Origin of the sequence: Gordonia sp. ALPHA1B1, assembly GCF_005502615.1 — a bacterium.
In the GTDB taxonomy this organism is placed as follows: domain Bacteria; phylum Actinomycetota; class Actinomycetes; order Mycobacteriales; family Mycobacteriaceae; genus Gordonia; species Gordonia hongkongensis.
Map to the genome: position 1 here is coordinate 1 of NZ_SCOC01000026.1, position 24,995 is coordinate 24,995.

General features: G+C 67.4%; 29 protein-coding genes and 1 pseudogene. 13 read left to right on the forward strand and 17 right to left on the reverse strand.

The genetic code is table 11. From position 1 onward, the window contains the following. From FFS52_RS16585 to FFS52_RS16595, 3 genes and pseudogenes are all read left to right on the forward strand, one after another. A pseudogene (locus FFS52_RS16585) lies at positions 1-267 on the forward strand (transposase); the annotation flags it as partial. A 137-nt stretch (positions 268-404) separates the two neighbouring features. Then, on the forward strand, positions 405-902 hold the full coding sequence (locus FFS52_RS16590) for a phosphoribosyltransferase (RefSeq protein ID WP_065631405.1): 498 nt from the start codon (positions 405-407) through the stop codon (positions 900-902). Next, positions 899-1,270: a GNAT family N-acetyltransferase gene (locus FFS52_RS16595; protein WP_006360243.1), complete on the forward strand. Its 372-nt coding sequence runs from the start codon at positions 899-901 to the stop codon at positions 1,268-1,270. Before FFS52_RS16590 ends, FFS52_RS16595 begins: the two co-directional genes overlap by 4 nt. Before the next feature lie 24 nt (positions 1,271-1,294). Here FFS52_RS16595 and FFS52_RS16600 read toward each other — a convergent pair whose 3' ends face one another. The 15 genes from FFS52_RS16600 to rpsJ all read right to left on the reverse strand — a co-directional run bounded on the left by FFS52_RS16600 (position 1,295) and on the right by rpsJ (position 11,417). Continuing rightward, positions 1,295-2,395: a hypothetical protein gene (locus tag FFS52_RS16600; protein ID WP_137810322.1), complete on the reverse strand. Its 1,101-nt coding sequence runs from the start codon at positions 2,393-2,395 to the stop codon at positions 1,295-1,297. Next, positions 2,392-3,621, reverse strand: coding sequence for an ATP-binding protein (locus FFS52_RS16605; RefSeq protein ID WP_137810323.1), 1,230 nt, complete (start codon positions 3,619-3,621; stop codon positions 2,392-2,394). The genes FFS52_RS16600 and FFS52_RS16605 overlap by 4 nt, the downstream gene beginning before the upstream one ends. Then, on the reverse strand, positions 3,605-4,708 hold the full coding sequence (locus FFS52_RS16610; protein WP_249356331.1) for a hypothetical protein: 1,104 nt from the start codon (positions 4,706-4,708) through the stop codon (positions 3,605-3,607). The genes FFS52_RS16605 and FFS52_RS16610 overlap by 17 nt, the downstream gene beginning before the upstream one ends. Beyond that, positions 4,705-5,994, reverse strand: a complete 1,290-nt coding sequence (locus FFS52_RS16615) for an ATP-binding protein (protein ID WP_137810325.1) — start codon at positions 5,992-5,994, stop codon at positions 4,705-4,707. The genes FFS52_RS16610 and FFS52_RS16615 overlap by 4 nt, the downstream gene beginning before the upstream one ends. Positions 5,995-6,117: 123 nt before the next feature. Next, a complete protein-coding gene (gene rpsQ, locus FFS52_RS16620) occupies positions 6,118-6,408 on the reverse strand; it encodes a 30S ribosomal protein S17 (RefSeq protein ID WP_058252339.1) in 291 nt (96 codons plus the stop codon). Continuing rightward, entirely contained in the window at positions 6,405-6,638 is a 234-nt protein-coding gene (rpmC, locus tag FFS52_RS16625) for a 50S ribosomal protein L29 (RefSeq protein ID WP_004020547.1), read from the reverse strand. Before rpmC ends, rpsQ begins: the two co-directional genes overlap by 4 nt. Beyond that, positions 6,638-7,054: a 50S ribosomal protein L16 gene (rplP, locus tag FFS52_RS16630; protein WP_004020548.1), complete on the reverse strand. Its 417-nt coding sequence runs from the start codon at positions 7,052-7,054 to the stop codon at positions 6,638-6,640. Before rplP ends, rpmC begins: the two co-directional genes overlap by 1 nt. Positions 7,055-7,057: 3 nt before the next feature. After that, positions 7,058-7,864 (reverse strand): 30S ribosomal protein S3, encoded by an 807-nt coding sequence (gene rpsC, locus FFS52_RS16635; RefSeq protein WP_004020549.1) that lies wholly within the window; start codon positions 7,862-7,864, stop codon positions 7,058-7,060. A gap of 2 nt (positions 7,865-7,866) precedes the next feature. Beyond that, complete coding sequence (gene rplV, locus FFS52_RS16640) at positions 7,867-8,277, reverse strand: 50S ribosomal protein L22 (protein WP_004020550.1); 411 nt, start codon at positions 8,275-8,277, stop codon at positions 7,867-7,869. After that, the gene (gene rpsS, locus FFS52_RS16645) at positions 8,277-8,558 is read right to left on the reverse strand and encodes a 30S ribosomal protein S19 (protein WP_004020551.1); all 282 of its coding nucleotides are present in this window, start codon (positions 8,556-8,558) and stop codon (positions 8,277-8,279) included. The genes rplV and rpsS overlap by 1 nt, the downstream gene beginning before the upstream one ends. 17 nt (positions 8,559-8,575) lie before the next feature. Continuing rightward, positions 8,576-9,412, reverse strand: coding sequence for a 50S ribosomal protein L2 (rplB, locus tag FFS52_RS16650; RefSeq protein WP_004020552.1), 837 nt, complete (start codon positions 9,410-9,412; stop codon positions 8,576-8,578). 30 nt (positions 9,413-9,442) lie between these two features. Next, positions 9,443-9,748 (reverse strand): 50S ribosomal protein L23, encoded by a 306-nt coding sequence (gene rplW, locus FFS52_RS16655; protein ID WP_086534383.1) that lies wholly within the window; start codon positions 9,746-9,748, stop codon positions 9,443-9,445. 1 nt (position 9,749) lies between these two features. Then, positions 9,750-10,439, reverse strand: a complete 690-nt coding sequence (rplD, locus tag FFS52_RS16660; protein WP_058252342.1) for a 50S ribosomal protein L4 — start codon at positions 10,437-10,439, stop codon at positions 9,750-9,752. Further along, on the reverse strand, positions 10,436-11,092 hold the full coding sequence (rplC, locus tag FFS52_RS16665; RefSeq protein ID WP_137810326.1) for a 50S ribosomal protein L3: 657 nt from the start codon (positions 11,090-11,092) through the stop codon (positions 10,436-10,438). The genes rplD and rplC overlap by 4 nt, the downstream gene beginning before the upstream one ends. A 19-nt stretch (positions 11,093-11,111) precedes the next feature. Further along, a complete protein-coding gene (gene rpsJ, locus FFS52_RS16670; RefSeq protein WP_003938093.1) occupies positions 11,112-11,417 on the reverse strand; it encodes a 30S ribosomal protein S10 in 306 nt (101 codons plus the stop codon). A gap of 405 nt (positions 11,418-11,822) precedes the next feature. Between rpsJ and FFS52_RS16675 the strand changes: the two genes are divergently transcribed. From FFS52_RS16675 to FFS52_RS16720, 10 genes are all read left to right on the forward strand, one after another. Continuing rightward, a complete protein-coding gene (locus tag FFS52_RS16675; RefSeq protein ID WP_137810327.1) occupies positions 11,823-12,299 on the forward strand; it encodes a hotdog fold domain-containing protein in 477 nt (158 codons plus the stop codon). A gap of 120 nt (positions 12,300-12,419) precedes the next feature. Further along, the gene (locus FFS52_RS16680; protein ID WP_137810328.1) at positions 12,420-14,219 is read left to right on the forward strand and encodes an N-acetylglutaminylglutamine amidotransferase; all 1,800 of its coding nucleotides are present in this window, start codon (positions 12,420-12,422) and stop codon (positions 14,217-14,219) included. After that, positions 14,216-16,129: a prolyl oligopeptidase family serine peptidase gene (locus FFS52_RS16685; protein ID WP_137810329.1), complete on the forward strand. Its 1,914-nt coding sequence runs from the start codon at positions 14,216-14,218 to the stop codon at positions 16,127-16,129. Before FFS52_RS16680 ends, FFS52_RS16685 begins: the two co-directional genes overlap by 4 nt. Positions 16,130-16,137: 8 nt before the next feature. Next, positions 16,138-16,830 (forward strand): GntR family transcriptional regulator, encoded by a 693-nt coding sequence (locus FFS52_RS16690; RefSeq protein ID WP_137810330.1) that lies wholly within the window; start codon positions 16,138-16,140, stop codon positions 16,828-16,830. Positions 16,831-16,953: 123 nt separating this feature from the next. Continuing rightward, a complete protein-coding gene (locus tag FFS52_RS16695; RefSeq protein WP_249356334.1) occupies positions 16,954-18,597 on the forward strand; it encodes an NCS1 family nucleobase:cation symporter-1 in 1,644 nt (547 codons plus the stop codon). A gap of 140 nt (positions 18,598-18,737) precedes the next feature. Further along, positions 18,738-19,745 (forward strand): alpha/beta hydrolase, encoded by a 1,008-nt coding sequence (locus tag FFS52_RS16700; protein ID WP_137810331.1) that lies wholly within the window; start codon positions 18,738-18,740, stop codon positions 19,743-19,745. Next, positions 19,742-20,602 (forward strand): SDR family NAD(P)-dependent oxidoreductase, encoded by an 861-nt coding sequence (locus FFS52_RS16705; protein ID WP_137810332.1) that lies wholly within the window; start codon positions 19,742-19,744, stop codon positions 20,600-20,602. Before FFS52_RS16700 ends, FFS52_RS16705 begins: the two co-directional genes overlap by 4 nt. A 43-nt stretch (positions 20,603-20,645) precedes the next feature. After that, positions 20,646-21,605, forward strand: a complete 960-nt coding sequence (locus FFS52_RS16710; RefSeq protein WP_137810333.1) for a ferritin-like domain-containing protein — start codon at positions 20,646-20,648, stop codon at positions 21,603-21,605. Positions 21,606-21,615: 10 nt separating this feature from the next. Next, a complete protein-coding gene (locus FFS52_RS16715; RefSeq protein WP_137810334.1) occupies positions 21,616-23,109 on the forward strand; it encodes an NAD(P)/FAD-dependent oxidoreductase in 1,494 nt (497 codons plus the stop codon). Positions 23,110-23,113: 4 nt separating this feature from the next. Next, positions 23,114-23,929 (forward strand): MerR family transcriptional regulator, encoded by an 816-nt coding sequence (locus FFS52_RS16720; RefSeq protein WP_137810335.1) that lies wholly within the window; start codon positions 23,114-23,116, stop codon positions 23,927-23,929. Here FFS52_RS16720 and FFS52_RS16725 read toward each other — a convergent pair. Together FFS52_RS16725 and FFS52_RS16730 are read right to left on the reverse strand one after the other, a co-directional pair. Then, a complete protein-coding gene (locus tag FFS52_RS16725) occupies positions 23,888-24,544 on the reverse strand; it encodes a hypothetical protein (RefSeq protein WP_171011661.1) in 657 nt (218 codons plus the stop codon). The two genes, FFS52_RS16720 and FFS52_RS16725, sit on opposite strands and share 42 nt — an antisense overlap. Beyond that, complete coding sequence (locus FFS52_RS16730; protein ID WP_137810336.1) at positions 24,531-24,962, reverse strand: PPOX class F420-dependent oxidoreductase; 432 nt, start codon at positions 24,960-24,962, stop codon at positions 24,531-24,533. The genes FFS52_RS16725 and FFS52_RS16730 overlap by 14 nt, the downstream gene beginning before the upstream one ends. Positions 24,963-24,995: the final 33 nt, after the last annotated feature.

Sequence of the window (24,995 nt, forward strand, 5' to 3'; positions counted from 1 at the left end):
TGATCACCGACCTCAGCGCCGGCGTCCCCAAGGTGCTCACCGAGCTCACCACCCTGGGCCGGACCCTGAAGAAGCGAGCCGCTGACGTGCTCGCCTACTTCGAACGACCCGGCCACCAGCAACGGGCCGACCGAGGCGCTCAACGGACGGCTCGAACACCTGCGCGGCTCCGCACCCGGGTTCCGCAACCTGACCAACTACATCGCCCGAAGCCTGCTCGAGACCGGCGGCTTCAGACCCCAACTCCTACACCCCCGATTGGGATGAGCCGAATTAACCGGTTCTTCACCGAAACCTTCGAGCCATATTCGCGCCCCGGTTCGCATCGCGTCCCCTCGGCGCAAGACCCGAGTCGGTGTGCCACTCGGCTCCCGGCGCCGCGGGCGCTCTGGAAGAGTGTCCCCATGACCACTCCATCTCCCGAGCGCGAAGTGCTCACCTGGGAGCTCAACGGCATCGCCTGCCGTGAACTCGCCGAGCAGGTGGCCGCCGACGCGTTCGTCCCGGACATCATCCTCGGAATCGCCCGCGGCGGCCTGATCCCGGCCGGCGCCCTCGCCTACGCCTTGGACTGCAAGCTGATGATCTCGTTGAACGTCGAGTTCTACACCGGCGTCGGCGAGACACTGTCCGAACCGGTGATGCTGCCCTCGCTCCTGGAGTCGAGCGGTCTGACCGACCAGCGGGTGCTCGTCGTCGACGACGTGGCCGACACCGGCAAGACCCTCAAACTGGTCAACGATTTCTGCCAGGAGCAGGGACGGGTCGCCGAGGTCCGCAACGCCGTGCTCTACAAGAAGCCGCACACCATCACGATCCCCGACTACAGCTGGCGGACCACCGACAAGTGGATCGACTTCCCCTGGTCCGTGCACGGCCCGATCGTGGCGGTGCAGCGATGACCGCGGACAAGACCGGCGCCGAGACCACGGTCCGCGACAACCCCGCCGCACGCCGCTACGACATCCACGTCGACGCGCCCGGTGGTGACGCACTGGCCGGCTTCGCCGAGTACCGCGACCGGGTCTCCGGGACCGACGACGCTCCGACGACCGAGCGGGTGTTCTTCCACACCGAGGTCGACCCGGCGTTCGGCGGACGCGGTCTCGCGACGATCCTGGTGTGCGAAGCCCTCGAAGACGCCCGCGCACGCAACCTCACGATCGTAGGCGTGTGCCCGCTGGTGGCTTCGTTCCTGAAGAAACACCCGGAATATGCCGACGCGACCGCTCCAGTGACGCCGGCCGTCCTCGAGTGGTTGCGCTCCTGATCCGGACTGGTCTGAATCTCGTCCTCACGTGCCCGAGACGCTCCGCACCACCTCGCCCTCTGCGGTCATCTCGATCCGACGCGTGCCGTCTCGCGACGAGACGACCACGGACGCCGCCACCGGTCGGCCCGGCGGCATGATCCGGGCTGTCACCCGCTCGTTGTCGGCAGCCAACTCATCGAGCAACAGGCGCGCCATCCGATCGCGTGACGAAGCGCGGTCTTCTTCATCGAGCGATTGCAGCGCCCCGTCGTCGAGCAGGATCACCACCGCCCCGCGGGCTCGCGCCGCCCACACCGCATCCCGGATCGCGGGCGTGTCCCAGTCGGGTGCCCGGATGCCGTCGCGGAGCTGGGCCTCGAGCAGATGCATCTCGGCGATCTCCGACGACGAGAACTCGTCGGCCGCGGCGATGCGCTCCAGGACCGGGCGCGCACGCTGCTCGAAGTCCTCGAAATTGCGCCGGCGCTCGTCGGCGGCCGCCTCCGTCGATGCTGCGTCGAACGCCTCCCGGAGGGACCGGGCCCGCAGTTCGGCATTCTGATCGGCCATCGGCCGGAGGATGAGCAGGAACAGCGCCGACAGGACGAGAACCGGGTATGCCCACACGGTGATCGTCACGCCGGGAACGAAGCCGATGCCCCGGTCGAGACCCCACAGCCCGCACAGCACGCTCATCGCCACTGCGCCGGCCCACGCGATTCCCGGCTGCCCACGCACCGCGACGAGCGTCAGCACCACGATTCCTCCTGCGGTCGCCGGGCCGTTCTGCAGCGTCATGTACTGCTCGGCGGGCAGCGACCACCACGAAATCCCGGTCGCGGCGAGCACCGCGACGGCGGCCGCAACGGCCGACCGTCGATCACATCGGCCGTCCGGGAGTCGCACCACCCGTCGTGCCGTGACCACCAGCAGCCCGAATGCCACGATCAAGCCTGCCCATCGACGGGGTGAGGTGATGTGCAGGCCGGTTCCGACGGTCACTGTCACGTACGCGACCGCGAATCCGACGAGCGCGACAAGCACTGCGCGGGATCGAAACCCGAAGAGGTCGTCGTCCTGACCGCCGGTCCCGGCGGCCGCGCAAGCAGTTGCGGCGGACGCCTGGATGCCTGCGCCGCTCATCTCGGCGACCATGAGAGCCTCACCACCGTCCCGCGGCCGGGAGCGCTGCGCACCTCCGCGTCGCCGCCGATCGCGCGCATTCGACCGATGAGTCCGGCGTCGATGCCGAAGCGCGACGAGTCGAGATGTCCGGGGTCGAACCCCACTCCGTCGTCGGCGACGCCCACCCAGAGCGCGTCGGCCGCGAGTTCACCCCCGACGACCCGCTCCGCGTGGTCCCCGGCATGGCGCACGCTGTTGCGCATCGCCTCCGACAGAGCGGCGAGCACGGCCTCGACGACCTCCGCTGGATAGGTCTGGCCGTTGTCGACGACGTGGACGGTGAATTCCACGTCGTCGTCGATCTGTGCGGTCGTCAGCCGGACTTTCCGGAGCAACTCTGTCGGGACGACGTCACCGCCCACATCGCGGTCGCCGCGACGCCAGGCGTCGATCTCGCCGAGAGCCTGTCGGGCCTGCTCGGCCACCCGCTGGTCCTGGGTCGACGGCCGCAGCGCGAGGAGGCAGGCGATCACATGATCGTGTATCAACGCGTCATAGCGGGAGCGTTCGGCTTCCCGTGCGACCGCCGACGCGGTCACCTCCGCCGCCCGCACCGCGGTGGAGCGCGTCTCCCCCAGCTTCTGAGCGGTTCGCATCGTCACAATCCCCACCGCCATGAACACCCCCGTCAGCCCGATGGTCAGAGCGGTACTCGTGTACATCGTCGCCCGGACACCACCGAACACGGCCAGCTGATTGGCGGTGTGCACCATCGCCGTCGCCACCACGAGATAGCCGATCGCCGAGCCGAACCGGAGCGCGATCACCAACGCGAGCCCGGGGACGCCGGGAAACTGCACCAGCCACACCGGCCACCGTCCGTACCCGCCCGCGGTGTCGGGGTTCCATGCGACGAACCACAATGCCGTCGCCAGGAGGTAACCGGCGGCGCTGCAGATGCCCGCCGACAGTATCCATCCCGTCGTCGGACGGAAACTACCGACGAGCAGTGCGATCGCGGGTCCGACGATGAGTGCTGCGCTGAGCGGCGGCCACCACGAAGCCGTCAGCGAGGCCGAACCGATCAGAACCGGCAGCATCGCCGCGGAGTAGGCGATCACGCCCGCTCCGACGAAGCGAGCCGCATACTGTTGTGCGCGTACCAGATCGGCGTTGGTCTCGATGGGTTCCGCGTCGGTGGCAGCGCCGTCGTCGACCGTCCGAGCGCTAGACGTTCTCAGCACGTGCCTCGCGCCCGATTTCGGTGTGGACCAGCACACGGGGGTGGAACTCGACCCGGTGAGAGACGTGGCTCGCGTCCACTCCGACCGACGCGAGCGCGTCGCGACCCGGTGGTTGGATGCGTACCGTCACGCGGCCGTCCTCGACCTCGTCCAGCAGCTCGGCGACCGCGTTCGCCAGCCGTTCGCGCGCCACGGCCGCGTGCGCGTCGTCGAGCGCGGCCAGCCCGCCGTCGTCGAGCAGAACGACGCGCACACCCCGCTGACGCGCCCGCCACGCCGCGTCCCGGACCATCGGGAGGTCGAGCCCGGAGGCACGGATGCCGTCGCGTAATTGCGCCTCGAGCAGCCGGGCCGTGGCCACCTCGTCGGCGGTGAAGGTCTCGCGGCGCGCCATGCGTGTGAGGACGGGGCGTGCGCGTTCGTCGAGAGCGGCGAGACGTCGGTCCCGCACCTCGGTGGCCGCAGCGGCGGCGGCGTCGAGCGCCGCCTGGCGTTCGTTGGCCTCGCGTAGTTCGTAGATGTTGCGGGCCATCGGGCGCAGCATGACGGAGAACAGCGACCCCATGATCATGATCGCGTATCCCGGCAGGGTGATCGACAGTCCCCAGACCGCTCCGGCGGTCGAGACGGCGCCCCACACGACCGCGATGACGCTGATGCAACCGCTCGCCAGCCACGCCGCCAGGGGACGACCGCGCACCGCGACGAAGGCCAGGATGATCACCGAGGCCCCCATCGGCGGCCCGGTCTGCATCACGTGCGACGGCGGCGACGGCAACGAGAACAGCGTCACGGCCACGGCCGAGACGGTCATCGCGGCGATGACGGAGGTCGTCGATCCGGGCAGCGGATCACCGGGCGAATCGAGGATCGTCATCCCGGCCACGACGAACAACACGAAACCGGCGAACACCCCGGTCCACTGCCACCACCCGGTGATGGACGAGTCGGCATAGAGCGTCACGGCGAAGTAGCCGCATGCGAACGCGCCCATCATCAGCCACAGGGGCCGCGACCCGATGCCGAACGCATTGACGACCTCGCCGCGTTCGGCGTCGTCGACGCCGCGAGAACACTCTCGTCTCACGGCCGCTCCCATCGGATCTGAACCGTGGTCCCCCGCCCGGCGCGACTGTGCACCCGCGCGTGGCCACCGGGCAGCCTCGCGAGACGACCGCGGATGCTCACCGCGATTCCCAGCCGGCCGACCGCCACCGACTCCGGATCGAACCCGACGCCGTCGTCGACGACCGCCATGCTCAGGGCGTCGGATGCCAACTGCACGATGACGGCGCATTCGGCATCGTCCCCGGCGTGGCGCAGCACGTTCCGCAACGACTCCGACATCGCCTCGACGACCGCATCGAGGACCTCGACGGGATACGAGGCCGGCTCAGCACGCCGAACCTCCACGCCGTCCTGGTCACCGGGGTCCTGGTCATCGGCGTTCTGGCCACCCACGACCTCCACGTCGAATCGTTCGGAGATGTCGGCGGCGGCCAGCCTGATGCGCCGGACCACCTCGACATCCGTCACGGTGTCCGCATCCCCGGGTCCCGGCACCCGGGCGAGTTCGTCGAGGGCCGACGCGGCCTGGGCGGCGAGCCGCTCGTCGGGACGCCCCGGCCGGACGGCCAGGAGTGAGGCGATGACCCGGTCGTGCACGATGGCGTCGAACCGCTCCTTCTCCACCTCGCGGGCCGACGCCGCGGCCACGTTGGCCGCGGTGCGGTAGGTCTCCTCACGCGTCTCGTCGAGCTCACGGCCGGTGCGGGTCGCGACCAGCACGACCGCGAGGAAGACACCGGTGAACACCAGCGACCACAGGATCTCCACGGGCGCATCGGAAGTCACCTCACCGAACCGGCCGAGCTGCTGGGAGATGTGCGCGAGGGTCGACGACACGAGCAGACCCGCCACCGCGAGACGCGGCCGCACGAGCATCAGCACCATGCTCGGCATACCGCAGAAGGCGACCATCCACTGCGCCGAGTCGTCGGGATTCGTCAGGGTCGTCCCGTTCCAGGCCACGAACCACAGACCCAGGCCGAGGATGTACCCGGCCCAGGTCGTCAGGGCGAGCGGGGTGAGCCACGCCGTACCCGGTCGAAAGGTCGCCGCGATCAACAGGATTCCTGGTCCGACCGACAGCAGGATGCTCAGCGGTGGCCACCAGGCGTCGGTCAGCGGCGCCGAGGCGAGGATCGATGCCGCGGAGACCACGGGGTAACCGATGAAACCCAGGCCCAGGAAGCGGGCGCCCACCCGGCGGACGCGGTCCAGATCCGGCTCCGCCGAATCCGATTCGAATGCGCGCCGCACCCACGCGGGTCGTGCGGGGGTGTCGCCGCTCGCGAGATCGGTGGTGGGCATCGCGTCTCAGCCTCACACCGTCCGACTCGACCGGTCAATCCCCTGTTGAGACCAAATACGACGAAACCGGCCCGCCCCCTGTGGGGAACGGGCCGGTGACGGTAGAACTCGTTGGGAGAGGGCCTACTTGGCCTTCTCCAGCACCTCGACGAGACGCCAGTGCTTGGTCGCCGACAGCGGGCGGGTCTCCATGATCCGCACGCGGTCACCGACGCCGGCATCGCCGTTCTCGTCGTGGGCCTTGACCTTGCTCGTGGTCCGGATGATCTTGCCGTAGAGCGGGTGGCTCTTACGATCTTCCAGCTCGACCACGATGGTCTTCTGCATCTTGTCGCTGACCACGTAGCCGATGCGCTCCTTGCGGCGTGCGCGCACCTCGGTCTGGGTTTCGGTCACCTTCTGGTCCTCACTCATGCGTCATCACCATCCGGTCCGGACGCCAGGCCCAGCTCCCGTTCGCGCATCACGGTGTAGATACGCGCGATCTCGCGACGCACGGTCCGCAGGCGACGGTTGTTGTCGAGCTGGCCGGTGGCCATCTGGAACCGAAGGTTGAACAGTTCTTCCTTCGACTCTTTCAGGCGATCGACCAGATCAGCGTCGTTGAGCTCACGAAGCTCGTTCGCAGCAACTCCGAGTGCCATCAGAACTGCTCCTCTCTGGTCACGATCCTGGTCTTGATGGGGAGCTTGTGCTGCGCGCGACGCAGGGCCTCGCGAGCGATCTCCTCATTCGGGTAGGTCATCTCGAACAGCACGCGACCCGGCTTGACCGGGGCGACCCACCACTCGGGCGAACCCTTACCCGAACCCATGCGGGTCTCGGCCGGCTTCTTGGTCAGCGGGCGGTCCGGGAAGATGTTGATCCAGACCTTGCCGCCACGCTTGATGTGCCGGTTGATCGCGATACGAGCGGACTCGATCTGACGGTTGGTGATGTACGCGCCTTCCAGAGCCTGGATGCCGTAATCGCCGAACGTCACCTTGGTGCCGCCCTTGGCCTGCCCCTTGAGGCTGGGGTGGTGCTGCTTGCGGTGCTTGACCCGACGTGGGATCAACATGGCCTAGCCCTCCTGCTTCTCAGCCGCACCAGCGGTGGCCTCGGCGGGAGCGGCCTCGGCCGCGCGAGCGGCGTCGGTGCTCGTCGCAGTGGTGCCCGAGGCACCGCTACGCCGGGGCCGGCTGGGCCGGCGCGGACGGCGATCCTCGGCTGCCGGAGCGGCCGCGGCCAGCTCACGACGTCCACCGACGATGTCGCCCTTGTAGATCCACACCTTCACGCCGATCCGGCCGAAGGTGGTCTTGGCTTCGTAGAGTCCGTAGTCGATGTCGGCGCGCAGCGTGTGCAGCGGCACGCGACCCTCGCGGTAGAACTCACTGCGGCTCATCTCAGCGCCGCCCAGACGACCCGAGCACTGGACCCGGATGCCCTTCACGTTCGGCTGACGCATCGCCGACTGGATCGCCTTGCGCATCGCGCGGCGGAACGCCACACGGTTGCTCAGCTGCTCGGCGACGCCCTGGGCCACCAGCTGGGCCTCTGACTCGGCGTTCTTGACCTCGAGGATGTTCAGCTGGACCTGCTTACCGGTCAGCTTCTCCAGGTCGCCGCGGATGCGATCGGCCTCGGCGCCGCGGCGACCGATGACGATGCCCGGACGCGCGGTGTGGATGTCGACGCGAACCCGGTCACGGGTGCGCTCGATCTCCACCTTGGCGATGCCGGCCCGCTCGAGCCCCGTGGAGAGGAGCTTGCGGATGGCGACATCCTCTTTGACGTAGTCCGCGTACTGCTTGTCGGCGTACCACCGCGACTTCCAGTCGGTGGTGATGCCCAGACGGAAGCCGTGCGGGTTGATTTTCTGGCCCACTACTAGGCTCCCTTCTTCTTCGGCTGACGCGAACGGCCACGGCCGCCGGCTGCCTTCTCCGGCAGGCTCTCCACGACCACGGTGATGTGGCTGGTGCGCTTGCGGATACGGAACGCACGACCCTGCGCGCGCGGCTGGAAGCGCTTGAGGGTCGGGCCCTCGTCGGCGAACGCGGTGGCGACGACCAGGGTCCGGCGATCCAGATCCAGGTTGTTCTCCGCGTTGGCGACGGCACTTGCCAGGACCTTGTACACGGGCTCGGACGCCGACTGCGGTGCGAACCGCAGGATGTCGAGAGCCTCGTCCACGTTCTTGCCGCGGACCAGGTCCAGGACACGACGAGCCTTCATCGGCGTGACGCGCACGAACTTGGCGGTCGCTTTTGCTGTCGGATTATCGGTCTGCGTAGTCATTACCGGCGCTTCGCTTTCCGGTCATCCTTGATGTGACCCTTGAAGGTACGGGTGGGGGCGAACTCGCCCAGCTTGTGCCCGACCATCGAATCCGAGATGAACACCGGCACGTGCTTGCGGCCATCGTGGACGGCAAAGGTGTGACCGATGAAGTCGGGAATGATGGTCGAACGACGGGACCAGGTCTTGATGACCTGCTTGGTGCCCTTCTCGTTCTGGACATCCACCTTCTTCAGGAGGTGGTCGTCGACGAACGGGCCCTTCTTGAGGCTGCGTGGCATTCTCTTACCTCCTCCTGTTATCGCTTGTTCTTGCCGGTACGACGGCGGCGGACGATCAGCTTGTCGCTGGCCTTGTTCTTGCGGGTACGGCCCTCGGGCTTGCCCCACGGGCTGACCGGGTGGCGACCACCGGAGGTCTTGCCCTCACCACCACCGTGCGGGTGGTCGACCGGGTTCATGACCACACCGCGGACGGTCGGGCGCTTGCCCTTCCACCGCATACGGCCGGCCTTGCCCCAGTTGATGTTGCTCTGCTCGGCGTTGCCCACCTCGCCGACGGTGGCGCGGCAGCGCACGTCGACGCGACGGATCTCGCCGGAGGGCATACGCAGGGTGGCGTAGGTGCCTTCCTTGCCCAGCAGCTGGATCGACGATCCCGCGCTGCGGGCCATCTTCGCGCCGCCGCCCGGACGCAGCTCCACGGCGTGGACCTGGGTACCGGTCGGGATGTTGCGCAACGGCAGGTTGTTGCCGGGCTTGATGTCGGCGGTCGAGCCGCTCTCGACGACGTCACCCTGCTTCAGGCCCTTGGGCGCGATGATGTAGCGCTTCTCGCCGTCGACGTAGTGCAGCAACGCGATCCGCGCGGTGCGGTTCGGGTCGTACTCGATGTGAGCGACCTTGGCGTTGATGCCGTCCTTGTCGTTGCGACGGAAGTCGATCAGACGGTAGGCGCGCTTGTGGCCGCCACCCTTGTGACGAGTGGTGATGCGCCCGTGAGCGTTTCGGCCACCACGCCCGTGCAGCGGACGCACCAGCGACTTCTCCGGGTGGTCACGGGTGACCTCGGCGAAGTCGGAGCCGCTGGCCCCACGACGACCCGGGGTCGTCGGCTTGTACTTACGAATAGCCATGAGTCTCTAGTCCTTCTCTGGGCGCCCCGGTCAGCTGACCGAGCCCCCGAAGATCTCGATGGGCTTGCTGTCTGCGGTCAGCGACACGATGGCGCGCTTGGTGGACTTGCGCTGGCCGTAGCCGGAGCGGGTCCGCTTGCGCTTGCCCTGTCGGTTCGCGGTGTTGACGCTGGCAACGCTGACACCGAAGATCTTCTCGATCGCGATCTTGATCTCGGTCTTGTTGGACTCCGGGTGCACCAGGAAGGTGTACACGTTGTCCTCCATGAGCCCGTAGGACTTCTCCGAGATCACGGGCGCCAGGATGATGTCGCGCGGGTCGGCAACGGTCGCCATGTCAGGCCTCCTCTGCTGTCTTCTCGACGGCAGCCTTGGCATCCGCCGTGTTCTGCTCGATGAAGGCATTGAGCGTCTCGACGCTGAACACCACCTCGTCCGAATCCAGGACGTCGTAGGTGTTGAGCTGATCCGGCGCGATCGGCAGCACGTTCTGCAGGTTCGCGACACTCAGCCACGCCGTCAGGTCCTCGCGGCCGAGGACGACCAGGAACTTGCGGCGATCGGAGAGGCTCTCCAGGAACTGACGCGCCGACTTGGTCGAGGGCTTCTGCCCGGAGACCAGTTCGGTGATCACGTGGATGCGCTCGTTACGAGCGCGATCGCTCAGCGCACCGCGCAGTGCGGCCGCCTTCATCTTCTTGGGGGTGCGCTGGCTGTAGTCGCGCGGCTGCGGGCCGTGGACGGTGCCACCGCCGGCGAACTGCGGGGCGCGGGTCGAACCCTGACGCGCACGGCCGGTGCCCTTCTGGCGGTACGGCTTGGCGCCACCGCCGCGGACCTCGCCGCGGGTCTTGGTGGAATGCGTGCCCTGGCGTGCCGCGGCCTGCTGGGCCACGACGACCTGATGCATCAGCGCGATGTTGGCCGGGGCGTCGAAGAGCGCGGCGGGCAGGTCAACGGTTCCGTTGGTCTTGCCGTCGGCGGTCTTGACGTCCAGCGTCAGCTTGGTAGCCGTCTCGGTGCTCATTTGGCACCACCCTTCACTGCGTCGCGAACCATCACGATGCCGCCCTTGCGACCCGGGATCGCTCCCTTGATCAGCAGGAGACCGGCCTCGGCGTCCACCTTGTGGACGGTGAGGTTCTGCGTGGTCACCTTGTCGTTACCCATGCGGCCTGCCATGCGCATGCCCTTGAACACGCGACCCGGCGTGGCGCAGCCACCGATCGAACCCGGAGCGCGGTGTACGCGGTGGGCACCGTGGCTGGCGCCCAGACCGGCGAAGCCGTGACGCTTCATGACGCCGGCGAAGCCCTTGCCCTTGGAGGTGCCGGTGACGTCGACCAGCGCGCCGTCGGCGAAGATCTCGGCGGTCAGTTCCTGACCGACCTCGAACTCGGCGACGTCGTTGACGCGGATCTCGGCCAGGTGGCGGCGCGGGGTGACCCCGGCCTTGCCAAACTGACCGGCGACCGGCTTGGTCACCTTGCGGGGATCGACGGCGCCGTAGGCGAGCTGGACGGCCGTGTAGCCGTCACGGTCCGCGGTGCGGAGCTGGGTGACCACGTTCGGGCCGGCCTGGATGACAGTCACCGGGACGACGCGGTTGTTCTCGTCGAAGACCTGGGTCATGCCGAGCTTGGTGCCCAGGATGCCCTTGGTCGAACTCTGATTGCTCATGTGTTATCTCGCCCCCGTCCTACTGGATGTTGACGTCGACGCTGGCCGGCAGGTCGATGCGCATGAGCGCGTCGACCGTCTTCGGTGTCGGGTCGAGGATGTCGATGAGTCGCTTGTGGGTACGCATCTCGAAGTGTTCGCGGCTGTCCTTGTACTTGTGCGGCGAACGGATGACGCAGTACACGTTCTTCTCGGTGGGCAATGGCACCGGGCCGACGACGCGTGCCCCGGTACGGGTCACGGTCTCCACGATCTTGCGCGCCGAAGCGTCGATCGCCTCGTGGTCGTAGGCCTTGAGCCTGATGCGGATCTTTTGTCCCGCCACGCTGTGTCCTCTTCCGTCAGTTGTTCTCGACAGACAAACACCGCGTGATCTGGACCGACCTCTCGCCGGCTGAGCACATGACCACCGTGTGAGATACGGCAATCGACGCTGTTCATCTGTCGTTGTACGTTGGCTCGCACCTGGTACGAGCCGGTTTGCTCCGGCACCCGCGGTCGGGCGTGTCGGGACCGTGAACCGAAATCGGGGCACGCGTTACACGCCCAGTCCCCGTAGACCGGGCCTGGGAGTCATTCACCTGATCGCGACCGCGGGTCTGGCACATGGCACAACCTGCGTCCGCCGGTCAAGGCAACCCGAACAGTATGCATCAGGTCGGGAGCACGATCAAATCAGTGCCGGCGACCGTCGGCCGAACCTTACCTGACCGATGAGTAAGATACCGCCATGAGTTCCACGAACCCCACCTTCGCCCTGCGCAAGAAGCTGCCCGCCAATCCGCTGGGCAACGTCCTCTTCTCCCTCGGCATGGTCGCGAAGGTCCCGTACTTCGGCACCGTCCTGCCTCTCGTGCAGGAGATGGAGCCCGGCTACTGCAAGGTCACCGCGCCCAACTGGTTCGGCGTCCACAACCACATCGGCACCTTCCACGCGATCGCGGCGTGCAACCTCGCCGAGGCCGCGATGGGGATGCTGATGGAGGCCACCACGCCCACCACCCACCGTTGGATTCCCAAGGCGATGCAGTCCAGCTATCTGACGAAGGCCACAACGCGCCTGACCGCCGAGGCGCGACTGGCCGACCCCGTCGACTTCGACGCGATCACCACCGGCACCGACGTCACCGTGTCGGTGAGCATCGCCGACACCGAGGGCGTCGAGGTCGTGCACTGCGACATCACCACCTGGTTGACGCCGAAGTAGTCGCCCGCCCGGGGTGCCGTCCCGACCGGCTGCTCCTAGGGTGGGAGGATGCCTCCGCCCGGGGCACCAGGGCACCAGCGGCACCGGAGTACGACAGCTAACGAGGAGGACCACCGACCCATGTGCGGAATCTGCGGCGAGATCCGGTTCGACGGGACGGCTCCGGATGTCTCGGCGGTCGACGCCATGACCTGCGAGATGACGCGTCGCGGCCCTGACGGCTCGGGCGTCTTCTCGAAAGGCGCTGTGGCGCTCGGTCATCGGCGCCTGAAGATCATCGACCTGACCGAAAAGGGCAGTCAGCCGATGATCGACCCGGCACTCGGCCTGGCGTTGGTCTTCAACGGCTGCATCTACAACCACCACGAACTGCGCGCCGAACTCGAGGGCAAGGGCTACACGTTCTTCTCCCACGCCGACAGCGAGGTCATCCTCAAGGCGTTCCATGCCTGGGGCCCCGACTGCGTCGACCATTTCATGGGCATGTTCGCGTTCGCCGTCGTCGACACCGACACCGGCGTGGTCACCCTCGGACGGGACCGGCTCGGCATCAAACCGCTCTACCTCGCCGACACCCCCGGTCGACTCCGGTTCGCCTCGTCGGTGCAGGCGCTCCTGCGCGCCGGCGACGTCGACACCTCGATCGACCGGGTGGCGTTGCACCACTACTTCAGCTTCCATGCCGTCGTCCCGGCACCCCACACCATCTACAACGGCATCCGGAAGCTGCCGCCGGCCACCGTCATGACGATCCAGCCCGACGGACGCCGCACCGAACGCCGTTACTGGGAACCGGCTTTCGAACCGCATCCCGACCGCCGGGACTGGGACGAGAAGCGATGGCAGCACGAACTGCTCGACTCGCTGCGAACGTCCGTGCGCCGGCGCATGGTCGCCGACGTCCCGGTCGGCGTGCTGCTGTCCGGGGGCGTCGACTCCTCCCTGGTCGTCGCGCTGCTCGCCGAGCAGGGTCAGACCGACCTCGCGACCTTCAGCATCGGATTCGATTCCGCGGCCGGGGAATCGGGGGACGAGTACGCCTACTCCGACCTCATCGCCGACACCTTCGGCACCGACCATCACAAGATCCACATCGGGACCGACCGGTTGCTGCCCGCGATCCCGGATACGGTCGCGGCGATGGGCGAACCGATGGTCAGCCACGACTGCGTCGCGTTCTATCTCCTGTCGCAGGAGGTCAGCAAGTCGATCAAGGTGGTCCAGTCCGGTCAGGGCGCCGACGAGATCCTCGGCGGGTACAGCTGGTATCCCCCGCTGCTGGACGTGACCCGGGAGAAGACGACGCGCGCGTACGCCGACGTGTTCTTCGACCGCGACGATGTCGACATCCGCGGCATCCTCGCAGACGACTACCTCACCGAGGCCGGGTACGACCCGAGCTTCGAGTTCGCCTGGGCCCACCAGTCCGCACCGGGCGCGGCCACCGCCGTCGACGCCGCCCTCCGCCTGGACACGACCGTCATGCTCGTCGACGACCCGGTCAAACGCGTCGACACCATGACGATGGCCTGGGGCCTGGAGGCCCGCGTCCCGTTCCTCGACCACGAGTTCGTCGAACTGGCCGCCACGTGTCCCCCCGATCTCAAACTCGCACATGGCGGCAAGGGCGTCCTCAAGGAGGCGAGCCGGGCGTTGCTGCCGTCGGCAGTCATCGATCGCACGAAGGGGTACTTTCCGGTGCCGGGTATCCGCCATCTGACCGGCGGCGTCCTCGATCTCGTGTCGGACACCCTACGGTCGAAGGCGGCCCGAGATCGCGGCCTGTACCGTCCCGAGGCCCTCGACCGACTGTTCGCCGATCCGAACGGGATTCGCACGAGACTCGACGGCAACGAACTGTGGCAGGTCGCCGTGCTGGAGATGTGGTTGCAGACGATGGAAGCGAACGCCCGACGGTGACCGCTCTGCGTTTCGACGACCGCGGCTGGAAGACCTACGGCGCCTCGCTCTCTCCCGACGGGAGCGCCTTCGCCTACATCGTCGACGAGGGCACCGGTTATCCGCGGGCCGCGCAGCGGTCGCTCTCGCGGGACGGCGTCGGCGAGTTGCGCTGGGTGCAGCTACGATCCACCGGGCCCGTCCGAAAGGTGGTGCACTCCACCGACGGTCGCTGGCTGGCGGTCGAGATCGCGCCGAGCGGCGGTGAGCATCACCAGGTGTGGGTCGTCACCACCGATCCCGACGACGACACCGCCCATCGCATCGCCGCGACCCGCCCCGACGGGCGATCGTTCGGCACGGTGGGCCTGGTCGGCTGGGACACCGACTGGGTCCTGATCACCGCCATCGATCAGGACGGCACCTCCCACGCGCTCCGCGTGCATCCGGGGACCGGGACGACACTCACCCTCGATCAGCGCGTCGGCAGCGTGCTGATCGACTCGTGGAAGGGCGCCACCCTCGTCCGAGTGGGCCCGCGGGGCTATCACGACATGCTGCTGTTGCGCCGCCGCCCCGAGTCGGGTGACGACGAGATCACGATGACCCCGCTGCTGCCGCAGGATCCGGGCGCGATCACCGACCAGGGTTATCTCCTCGACCAGGGTTTCGATCACTCATCCCTGGTGTTCGTCCCCGCCCCGAACGAACCGGCCCGCGACCTCGACAGTGTCCAGGCGCTGGTGCGCAGCGATTTCGACGCCAAGTTCCCGCGGCTCCTGGGAGTCGAGGTCAGCAAGTTCGGCGTGCGCTTCCGGGTGATGGCCCAGCGCGTCGACATCGGGCTCGACGAGTTCGCGGTCAGCCACGACCAGTCGACCGTCGCCCTGCTGTGGAATGTTCGGGGCTGCAGCGAGTTGCAGATCCTGACTCTGCCCGATCAGACCCTGCACCCGCCCATCGACCTGCCCGGCGAGGTGGCCTCCGATCTCTCGATCAGTGCCGCCGGGTCGGTGGTGACAGTGACGGTGTCGAGCCCGCAGCACTCCCCCCTCGTCCATCTCGTGGATGTCGCCAACCGGCAGGTGTTCCCGGTCCGCGACGACGTCGTCGCCGGCGAGGGGCCCTCGTGTCTGCTCCGGCCCGAACTGATGGAGTTCTCGGCGCGCGACGGTATGCCGTTGTCCGGCTTCCTGTTCCGCGCCAAGCGGACCGTCGGCACGGCCGCGCCCGGCCCCACCCTGCTCTACTTCCACGGCGGACCCGAGGGGCAGTCGCGCCCGGACTACCAGTTCTTGTTCGGTCCCCTCGTCGACGCCGGGATCACGGTCTTCGCCGCGAACGTCCGCGGGTCGTCGGGATACGGCCGGTTGTTCGCGCACGCCGACGACCGTTACGGACGGTATGCCGGGATCGACGACGCCGCGGACTGTGCCGAGTTCCTGTGTCGACAGGGCATCGCCGACCCCGACGCGGTCTACTGCTCCGGCCGTTCGTACGGCGGTTATCTGACCCTGGCATGCCTGACCTTCCATCCCGACCTGTTCGCCGCCGGGATCGCCATCTGCGGCATGAGCGACCTGGAGTCGTTCTTCCGCAACACCGAACCGTGGATCGCGGTGGCGGCCTACACCAAGTACGGACATCCGGAGTTCGACCGTGAACTCCTCGCCGACCTGTCGCCGATCCACCGGATCGACGCGGTGCGCGCGCCGCTGCTCGTCGTCCACGGAGCGCACGACACCAACGTGCCGGTGAGCGAGTCGCAACAGATCGTCGCCGAACTCCAGGCACGCGGCGCCGTGGCCGAGATGCTGATGTTCGACGACGAGGGTCACGAGATCGTCAAGCGGCACAATCAACATCGGCTCACCGAGGCGGTCGCCGACTGGATCGCGCGTCACCCGTCCCGGAATCGGTCATCTCGATGAACCGGCGGATGACCGACCGCCTGCTCGCCCAGCTCGCCGAGACGCGTTCGCCCAACACACGTGCGAATGTGCTCGAGGAACTACGTCGACTGATCCTGTCCGGTGGCGCGCCCCCGGGGACCCAACTCCCGCCGGGCGAGATCGCCGACGCCTTCGACGTGAGTCCGATCCCGGTCCGCGAAGCCCTGAAGACACTGGTCGGCGAAGGCCTGGTGGTGCACCGCCCCGGAGCGGGGTACCGGGTGAGTCAGCTGTCCACCGAGGAGCTACGCGAGATCTACTTCGTCCGAGGCACTCTCGAACAAGCAGCACTCGCCCCGTCGGTCGGCCTGATCGACGAGTCCTCCCTGGAGACCGCACGCGCACACCACATCGAGCTGCTCGCGGCGGTGAAGTACAACGACGGCAAGGCTTTTCACGACATCTCCCGCGAGTTCCATCGCGCTCTCACCGAGGCGTGCGCGATGCCGCGGCTGCTCAACATGTTCGAGGCGACCTGGAATCTCACCGAACCGTTCCAGGTGATGAGATCGGTGACCGCCGAGACCCAGCAGGCACTCAACACCGACCACGCCGACCTGCTCGCGGCCTTCGGCGACCGAGACACCGCATCGGTCCTCGACGTCGCACACCGTCACCACCAGCGCCTCGAGAGCGCCGTCATCGAGACCGCCGCACTCCTCGACGTCCGCCACGACTGAGCCCCGGCGAAATATATCTGCCCGTTCATCGCGGGGTAACAATCCGTTCTTACATTTCTCCCATCAGCGTGCGCCCCGTACGACTTCCGACCCCGGCCGCTGACCAGGACCAGGAGAACGCCAATGTCCACACCACCCTCCGGGACGCCCGGACCGCAGGTACCTGCGGCCACGTCCCACACCGGCGCCGCCGGTGAGAGCGTCATCAAGTCCACCTACGACGATCGGCTCACCAACACCGATCTCGCGCCACTGAAGGAACAGAAGTGGACGTGGTACAACATCTTCGCCTTCTGGATGTCCGACGTGCACAGCGTCGGCGGCTACGTGTTCGCGGGAAGCCTTTTCGCGCTGGGCATCGCGGCCTGGCAGGTGCTGGTGGCGCTCGTGGTGGGCATCGTGGCCGTCAACATCCTGTGCAATCTGGTCGCGAAGCCCTCCCAGATGGCGGGCGTCCCCTACCCGGTGACGACCCGGGTCTCCTTCGGCGTCAAGGGAGCCAACATCCCGGCGATCATCCGCGGCGTGATCGCGGTCGTCTGGTACGGCATCCAGACCTATCTCGCCTCAGTCGCTTTCGGGCTCCTGGCGCTGAAGTTCTGGCCCGGACTCGAACCCTGGGGCGATGTCGAACAGCATGGTTTCCTCGGCCTGTCCGCGCTCGGCTGGGCGGGTTTCATCTTGATGTGGATCCTGCAGGCGTTCGTGTTCTGGAACGGCATGGAAACCATCCGGAAGTTCATCGACTTCTGCGGTCCCGCAGTGTATGTCGTCATGATCGCGCTGGCGGCCTACCTGGTCGTCGAGGCCGGTTGGGACAACGTGAGTCTCGACCTGTCGGTCGGCGACGGGCTCTCCGGTTGGTCGTCGTTCACGATGATGATCAGCGCGATCGCACTCGTGATCTCCTATTTCTCCGGTCCGATGCTCAACTTCGGTGACTTCTCGCGGTACGGGCGCACTTTCGGCGAGGTCAAGAAGGGCAACTTCTGGGGCCTGCCGGTCAACTTCCTCTTCTTCTCACTCCTCGTGGTGTGCACGGTCTCCGCGGCGGTCACGGTCATCGGCACCGACGAGGACGGCAACATCATCACCGATCCGGTGCACATCGTCGATCGCATCGACAACACGACCGCCGCGGTGCTGGGCGTGCTCACCTTCGCCATCGCCACGATCGGGATCAACATCGTCGCGAACTTCGTCTCGCCGGCGTTCGACTTCTCGAATGTCGCGCCCACCAAGATCAGCTGGCGAACCGGTGGCATGATCGCGGCGGTCGGCTCGGTGCTCATCACGCCGTGGAACCTCTTCAACAATCCGACCGCGATCCACTACACAATGGACACCCTCGGCGCGGTCATCGGTCCGCTGTTCGGCATCCTCATCGCCGATTTCTACCTCGTCAAGAAGCAGAAGATCGAGGTGGACGAGCTCTTCACCATGAGGCCCGAGGGCGCCTACTGGTACCGCAACGGCTGGAACCCGGTTGCCGTCGGCGCCACCGCCATCGCGTCGATCCTCCCGATCGGTGTCGTCATCTTCGGCACCGTGTATCAGGCCAGCTTCACATGGTTCATCGGCGCGGGCATGGGCATGCTCCTCTACTGGCTCGGGATGAAGTTCGTGCCGACCCGCCTGATCTACGGACCCGCGGCGCTCGCACGGATGACCGATGACATCGAAGTGATGTCGGCGGAGCCCGAGACCGCGGGAACGCCGACCACAGAAGCCGCATCCACCGTGCCCGGGGGCAGCACCCGGAACTGACGGGCGGTGAACCACCGGGCCGCGCGAGCATCTCGCGCGGCCCGGTCTGCTGTGTGTGTGCGGCTTCCAAACCCACCGCCCACCCCTGACGCATCCATTGTGCCATTGACAAATGGCACGGTTGCTGATGGTGTGAGTTGATGCACACCAGGACGACTCCGACCCCGCTGCCGACCCGCGCGTCGGCACGGGCCACCGCGACCGCCCATGCGACGAGGTGGGGGCTCGGCACGTTCACCGGCGCGATTCCACTGAATCCGCTGGGCATCCGACTCTCGCGCGGTCTCATCGCCGCGATCATGCGCACGCTCGGACGTACGCCATCCGGAACAACCGTGTATCCGGTCCGCGAGAACGGCATTCGCGGCGAGTGGGTTCTCGGACCGGATGTCCGACGGGGGCGCCGCGCGATCTACTACGTCCACGGCAGCGCGTACAGCATCTGCTCGGCTCGCACACATCGGTCGCTGGCCGCGCGGCTCTCTTTCGCGACCGGGATACCGGTGTTCGTCGTCGACTACCGTCTGGCTCCCGAGCACCGATTCCCCACCGCCGCCGAGGACGTCGCCGACGGCTTCGACTGGCTGCTCCGCCAGGGCTTCCTCCCTGCCGACATCGTGGTCGCCGGCGACTCCGCCGGCGGTCATCTGGCCTGCGATCTGACCCTCCGACGCGCGGACGGCGGCGCTGCCCAACCCGCCGCGGTCGTCCTGTTCTCCCCGCTCATCGACCTCACCTTCAAGCTGGCGCGCACCCAGGAACGCATCCGGCGCGACCCGGCGATCACGGCTGCGGCTGCCGCCCGCCTGGTGGCGCTCTACACCCGCGACGTTGCCGCCGACGACCCGCGTCTCGCGCTGGATTTCGCGGCGGCACGGGATCTTCCACCGTTCCTCATCCAGGCGGGCGGCGCCGAGATGCTCAGCGCCGACGCCCGCCACCTGCACGAGCAACTCAGCGCGCACGGCGGTGACAGCCGGCTGGAGATCTGGCCGGGCCTGATGCACGTCTTCCAGGCCCTCCCCCGGCTCGGCCCAGAAGCCGACGCCGCACTGCGCCGGGTGGCCGAGTTCCTGGGCGACCGGGCGGCGGACCGGCCGTCTCCGGCGACGGCCCCGGCCTCACTCACCGAGGCGGACGCGTCATGATCACCGCGGTCGACGGAATACGGCGCCGGTTCCTCCGGAATCCGGTGTCGCAGAACGCTCGCGCGCTCGTCACCGGTGCCGGGAGCGGGATCGGCCATGCGTTCGCGCTCGAACTCGGCCGGCGCGGCGGCGAGGTGATCTGCGCCGACATCGACGAGACACGCGCCGACGAGACCGCGTCGCTGGTCACCTCCCGGACCGGGCGGGTGGCCCATGCGTTCACCTGCGATGTCGCCGACCGGGCCGCGATGGCCTCGCTCGCGGCGTTCACCCGCGACACCTTCGACGGTCCACCGACCCTCGTCGTCAACAACGCCGGAGTCGGCATCGGGGGCCGCCCGGTCGGCGACATCGGGTTCGACGACTGGGACTGGACGCTCGGGATCAACCTCTGGGGTGTGGTGCACGGGTGCGAACTCTTCGCACCGATGCTGCGCGAAGCGGGCCGCGGCGGGATCATCAACGTCGCGTCGGCCGCGGGTTTCGCCGCGGCGCCGGTGATGGCGCCCTACAACGTGTCGAAGGCCGGCGTGGTCTCGCTGAGCGAGACACTCGCCGCCGAGCTGGCCTCCGCCGGCGTCGGTGTCACGGTTCTGTGCCCCACGTTCGTCAAGACCAACGTGGCCCGCGACGGTCGGATCACCTCGGACGCACAGGATCTCGCCGGGACGCTGATGCGCTGGACCGGGGTGTCCCCGGCCGGCGTGGCCGCATCGACACTCGACGCCCACGATCTGGGACGTCTCTACGTCCTGCCGCAACTGGACGCCCGCGTGATCTGGCATCTCAAACGACACTTCCCGGCGTCCTACGTCCGCGGACTCGGACTCCTCAACCGCCTCCTGCCGTCGTCCTGACCCGGCGACCTCAGCGCACCGACCACACGAAAGGACCACTCTCATGGCCATCGACCTCGACAACATGCTGCAGAAGATCAAGGACCGTCAATGGGCCCTGATCGACATCGATTGGGACGCACCGGGCGCCGAGCTCATCGACCCCGACCTCCACGCCAAGCTCAAACCCTTCATGAGTGACCTGATGTGGATCGAGAACGTCGGCGCACGGGGCTTCGCGGCCATGGCCAAGAAGGCGCCGACCCCGACGCTGAAGAGCATCTACGAACACTTCCACGCCGAGGAACAGAAGCATGCCAATGCCGAACTGGCACTGATGCGCAGGTGGGGCATGCTCGGCGGCGCCGGGAGCGGAGCGAGCGGGCCGAACGCAACAGACGACGAGATCCCGTCACCGAATGTCAACGTGCAGCTGGTGATCAACTGGCTCGACCGACACTCCGACGACATGTCCCTGTCCTTTCTGGGAACTGTGATCCCGATGCTCGAGGTCGCGCTCGACGGCGCGCTGATCAAGTTCATCACCGACGAGGTCAAGGACCCGGTGGCCCAGGAGGTGTTCAGACGGATCAACTCCGATGAATCGCGGCACCTCGCAGTCGACTTCGAGGTGATGGAGATCCTCGGACACGCGGGGTTGCGCAAACGGACGATCGATTTCGTCGGCGGGTGGGTCAAGCCGACCTTCCTGATCGGGGCTCTCAGTTATGTTCCGCTCCTGAACAAGATGCGCGACAACATCGTCGCTATGGGGGTCGACGAGGAACGGTTGTACAGCGCGATGAAGCGCTACCGGGCGGTGGGAGATCGAAGTGAGTACGTGCGGCGCCTGCCCATGTTCCAGGTGGTCGCGTACCACGGTGCGGCGGTGATCAATCGAGGCAACGTGCCCTACCACCTGTTCGCCGACTCGATGGTGAAGCTCACCGATCGCATCCCGTTCGGCCTCATTCACCGAACACCCACGTGGTCGCAGGAACTCACCTACGAGCCGACGGCCTGAGGGGGTGGTGATGCACACCTCGGTGGCCATCATCGGCGCCGGATTGGCCGGCATCGGTGCGGCGATCCGTCTCCGGGAGCGCGGAATCGACGACCTCGCGATCTTCGAACGCGACGACCGGGTCGGCGGCACGTGGCGCGACAACACCTATCCGGGTGCCGCGTGCGACATCCCGTCGCGCCTGTACTCCTATAGCTTCGCGCCCAACCCGGACTGGTCGCACACCTACTCGCGCAGTGCCGAGATCCTCGACTACATCCGGTCGATGGTCGACGACTCCGGGATCGGACCGCACATCCGGTTCGGCCACACGGTGTCCGGGATGGAGTACAACGCCGACGACGGTCTGTGGACCATCACGTTCGACGAAGGGCACGAACCGGTACGGGCGCGCGCCGTCGTCCTGGCGTCGGGTCCGCTCGCGAACGTCTCCTTCCCCGACATCCCCGGCATCGAGGACTACGAGGGGCACAAGATCCACAGCGCACGTTGGGATCACGACTACGACTTCACCGGCAAGAAGGTCGCTGTGGTGGGCACCGGGGCGAGCGCGGTCCAGATCGTGCCGGAGCTGGTCGAGACGGCCGCGTCGGTGAAGGTCTTCCAGCGCACGCCCGGCTGGGTCCTGCCCCGCGCGAACGTGCGGACCCGTGCGACGACCAAGCGGCTCTATCGGGCGGTGCCCGGCACCCAGCGACTGGCGCGTTCACTCTGGTTCTGGGGTCACGAGACAGTGGCGCTGGGCGTCGTCTGGAACACTCCCCTGACCCGCGTCGTCGAGGCGGCCAGCAAAATGCACCTGCGGTCGCAGGTCGACGACCCGTGGCTGCGCCGGCAGCTCACCCCCGACTTCGCCGCGGGATGCAAGCGACTGCTCATGACCAGTGACTACTACCCCGCGCTCCAGCGACCGAACTGCACACTGGTGACCTGGCCGATCGCCCGCATCGCCGAACGTGGCATCCGCACCGTCGAAGGTGTTGAGCACCAGTTCGATTGCATCGTGTTCGCGACCGGGTTCGACGTGTCCAAGACCGGGACGCCGATCCCGATCACCGGCCTCGACGGCCGCGACCTCGCGTCCGAGTGGGGCCGGGGCGCGTTCGCGTACCGCAGCGTCGCCGTGTCCGGCTATCCCAATCTGTTCTTCACGTTCGGACCCAACTCCGGTCCGGGCCACAGCTCCGCTCTGGTCTACATGGAGGCCCAGATCGACTACATCACCGAAGCGGTCACCCAGCTGCTCGAGAACGGGTGGAAGGCTCTCGACGTGCGCGCCGAGGCGCAGGAGCGATACAACCGGGACATCCAGCGTTGCCTGACCTCGACCACCTGGAACTCCGGATGCCAGAGCTGGTACCTGACCGACGACGGGTTCAACGCGACGATGTACCCCGGCTTCGCGATCCAGTACGTCAATCAGCTGCGCCGCGTCGAACTGCGCGACTACCGGATCCTCGTTCACCAGGACGCTCGGACTCCGGCCACCGCAGCGTTACAGTGAGGGGATGACCGAGTACCGGATCGACGACCTGGCGCGCGTGTCCGGAACCACGACCCGGAACATCCGCGGCTATCAGGAACGCGGGCTGCTCCCCCAGCCGCTGCGGCGCGGACGCGTCGCGATCTACACCGAGAAGCACCTGCGTAACCTCCGGGCCATCAACAAACTGCTCGGGAGCGGGTTCACCCTCAAGCACATCGCCACCTTCATGACGAACCCCGGCGCCCGCATCGGGGATGCGTTGGAGCTCAACGAGATCCTCGACGAGCACTGGTCGAGCACGTCGCGCCCGGAGATCACCCGCGGCGAGCTCGACGAGAGATTCGGTCCGCTGGACGATGCCCAGGTCGCGGCTCTCGTGCGAGCCGGTGTGATCTCCGAGACCCCGCGCGATGGGGTGTACGAGGCCATCGACGGGCGCATCATCGGGAACCTGGCGAAGCTCGTGCGACGGGGCGTGCAGATCTCCGCGCTGGCAGATGTCCACGAACGGTTCACCGCAAAGATCAACGAGGCCGCCGAGATCCTGCTCGCCGCCGCGCACGACGAAGTGGACCGACGCAAGGGCCCCGGTTGGCTGCCGGAGAACGACGACGACGTCGCCTGGGCGGTGAACCTACTGGGGATGATGCGCCGCGTCGGAACCGAGAACGCCCACGCCGCACTCGACCGAGCCCTCGACACGGCGCTGGACCGGGAACTCTCGGCCCACCAGAGCGCCATCGACGAGCGCGCCGACGCCGACGCACCGCAGCCCGACCGGGAATCCGTCGAACCCTCAGCCGGACCCGTTGTGCCGCTTCGGCAGAACGACCAATGAGGCGAGGAAGAAGCAGATCGCTCCCACGAACGTACCGACCGTCGCGGCCACCGCGTCGGCGGTGACGCCACCCTTGGTCACGAATGCTCCGACGGCCGACACCCCGAATGCGACACACCCGATCCAATTGATCAGCACCGACCACCAGTCGCGATCGCGGACATCCCACCGGCGTCCGGTGGCGCGGGTGTAGCCGGCGAAGGCGACCGCGCCACTGATGAGGAAGGCGATGGACCCGCCCGCGTCCGGGGTCCAGACCAGGTGCCGGTCGCCCCAGATCGTATGCGCGACCAGAGCTCCCGTGGTCGACACGTTGAACAGGATCGTACCCACCAATTGCGTGGCTGCTGTGAGCCATTCGGCACGGATGACCGAACCGGGCGCCGACGACCGCAGTTCGGCCACGGTACCGCTGCGGATCAGCTGGATGAATCCGGCTGCGGTGAAGAACCAGGCGCCGACGAAGTAGCAGCTGTTGGCGAACCCGGCGCCCATCAAGTGGGCCAGCCCGGGGGCCGACCCCAGCGCGAACAGCGCCGACCCGATCATGAACCCCCAGCACTGCTTGGGCAGCGTCGGCGTCAGGAACGCATGTGTGCGGTCATGCAGTGACATCAAGGCTCGCGATGACCTTGCTCGGCTCGATCCAGATCCCCAGCTCGCCGGGGACCCCGTTGCGGGCTCCGAACTCCTCGGCCCGCTCGGCACCCATGTATCGCGCCCCGCACATCGTCGCGATGCGACGCACCTCGTCGAGGTCGTCGGTGACCCGCGCGATGCCTTGCACCTGCACGAAACCGAACGGCGGTTCGGGCAGGTCGACTGCCATCACGACACGTGGATCACGCATCAGCGCACGGCCTTTGGCAGTCCTGGCCCCGGTGTTGAACGCGATCCGGTCACCGTCGAGGACGAACCACACCGGGACGACGAGCGGCCGACCGTCGGCGGCGGTGTATCCGAGGTGTCCGGTCTTCGTGCCGCTGGTGAGGAAGTCGCGGATGGCCGGATCGGACAGCGTGGGCGCAGACATGCCTTTACCCTAGAGAGACCCGGCCACAACCGC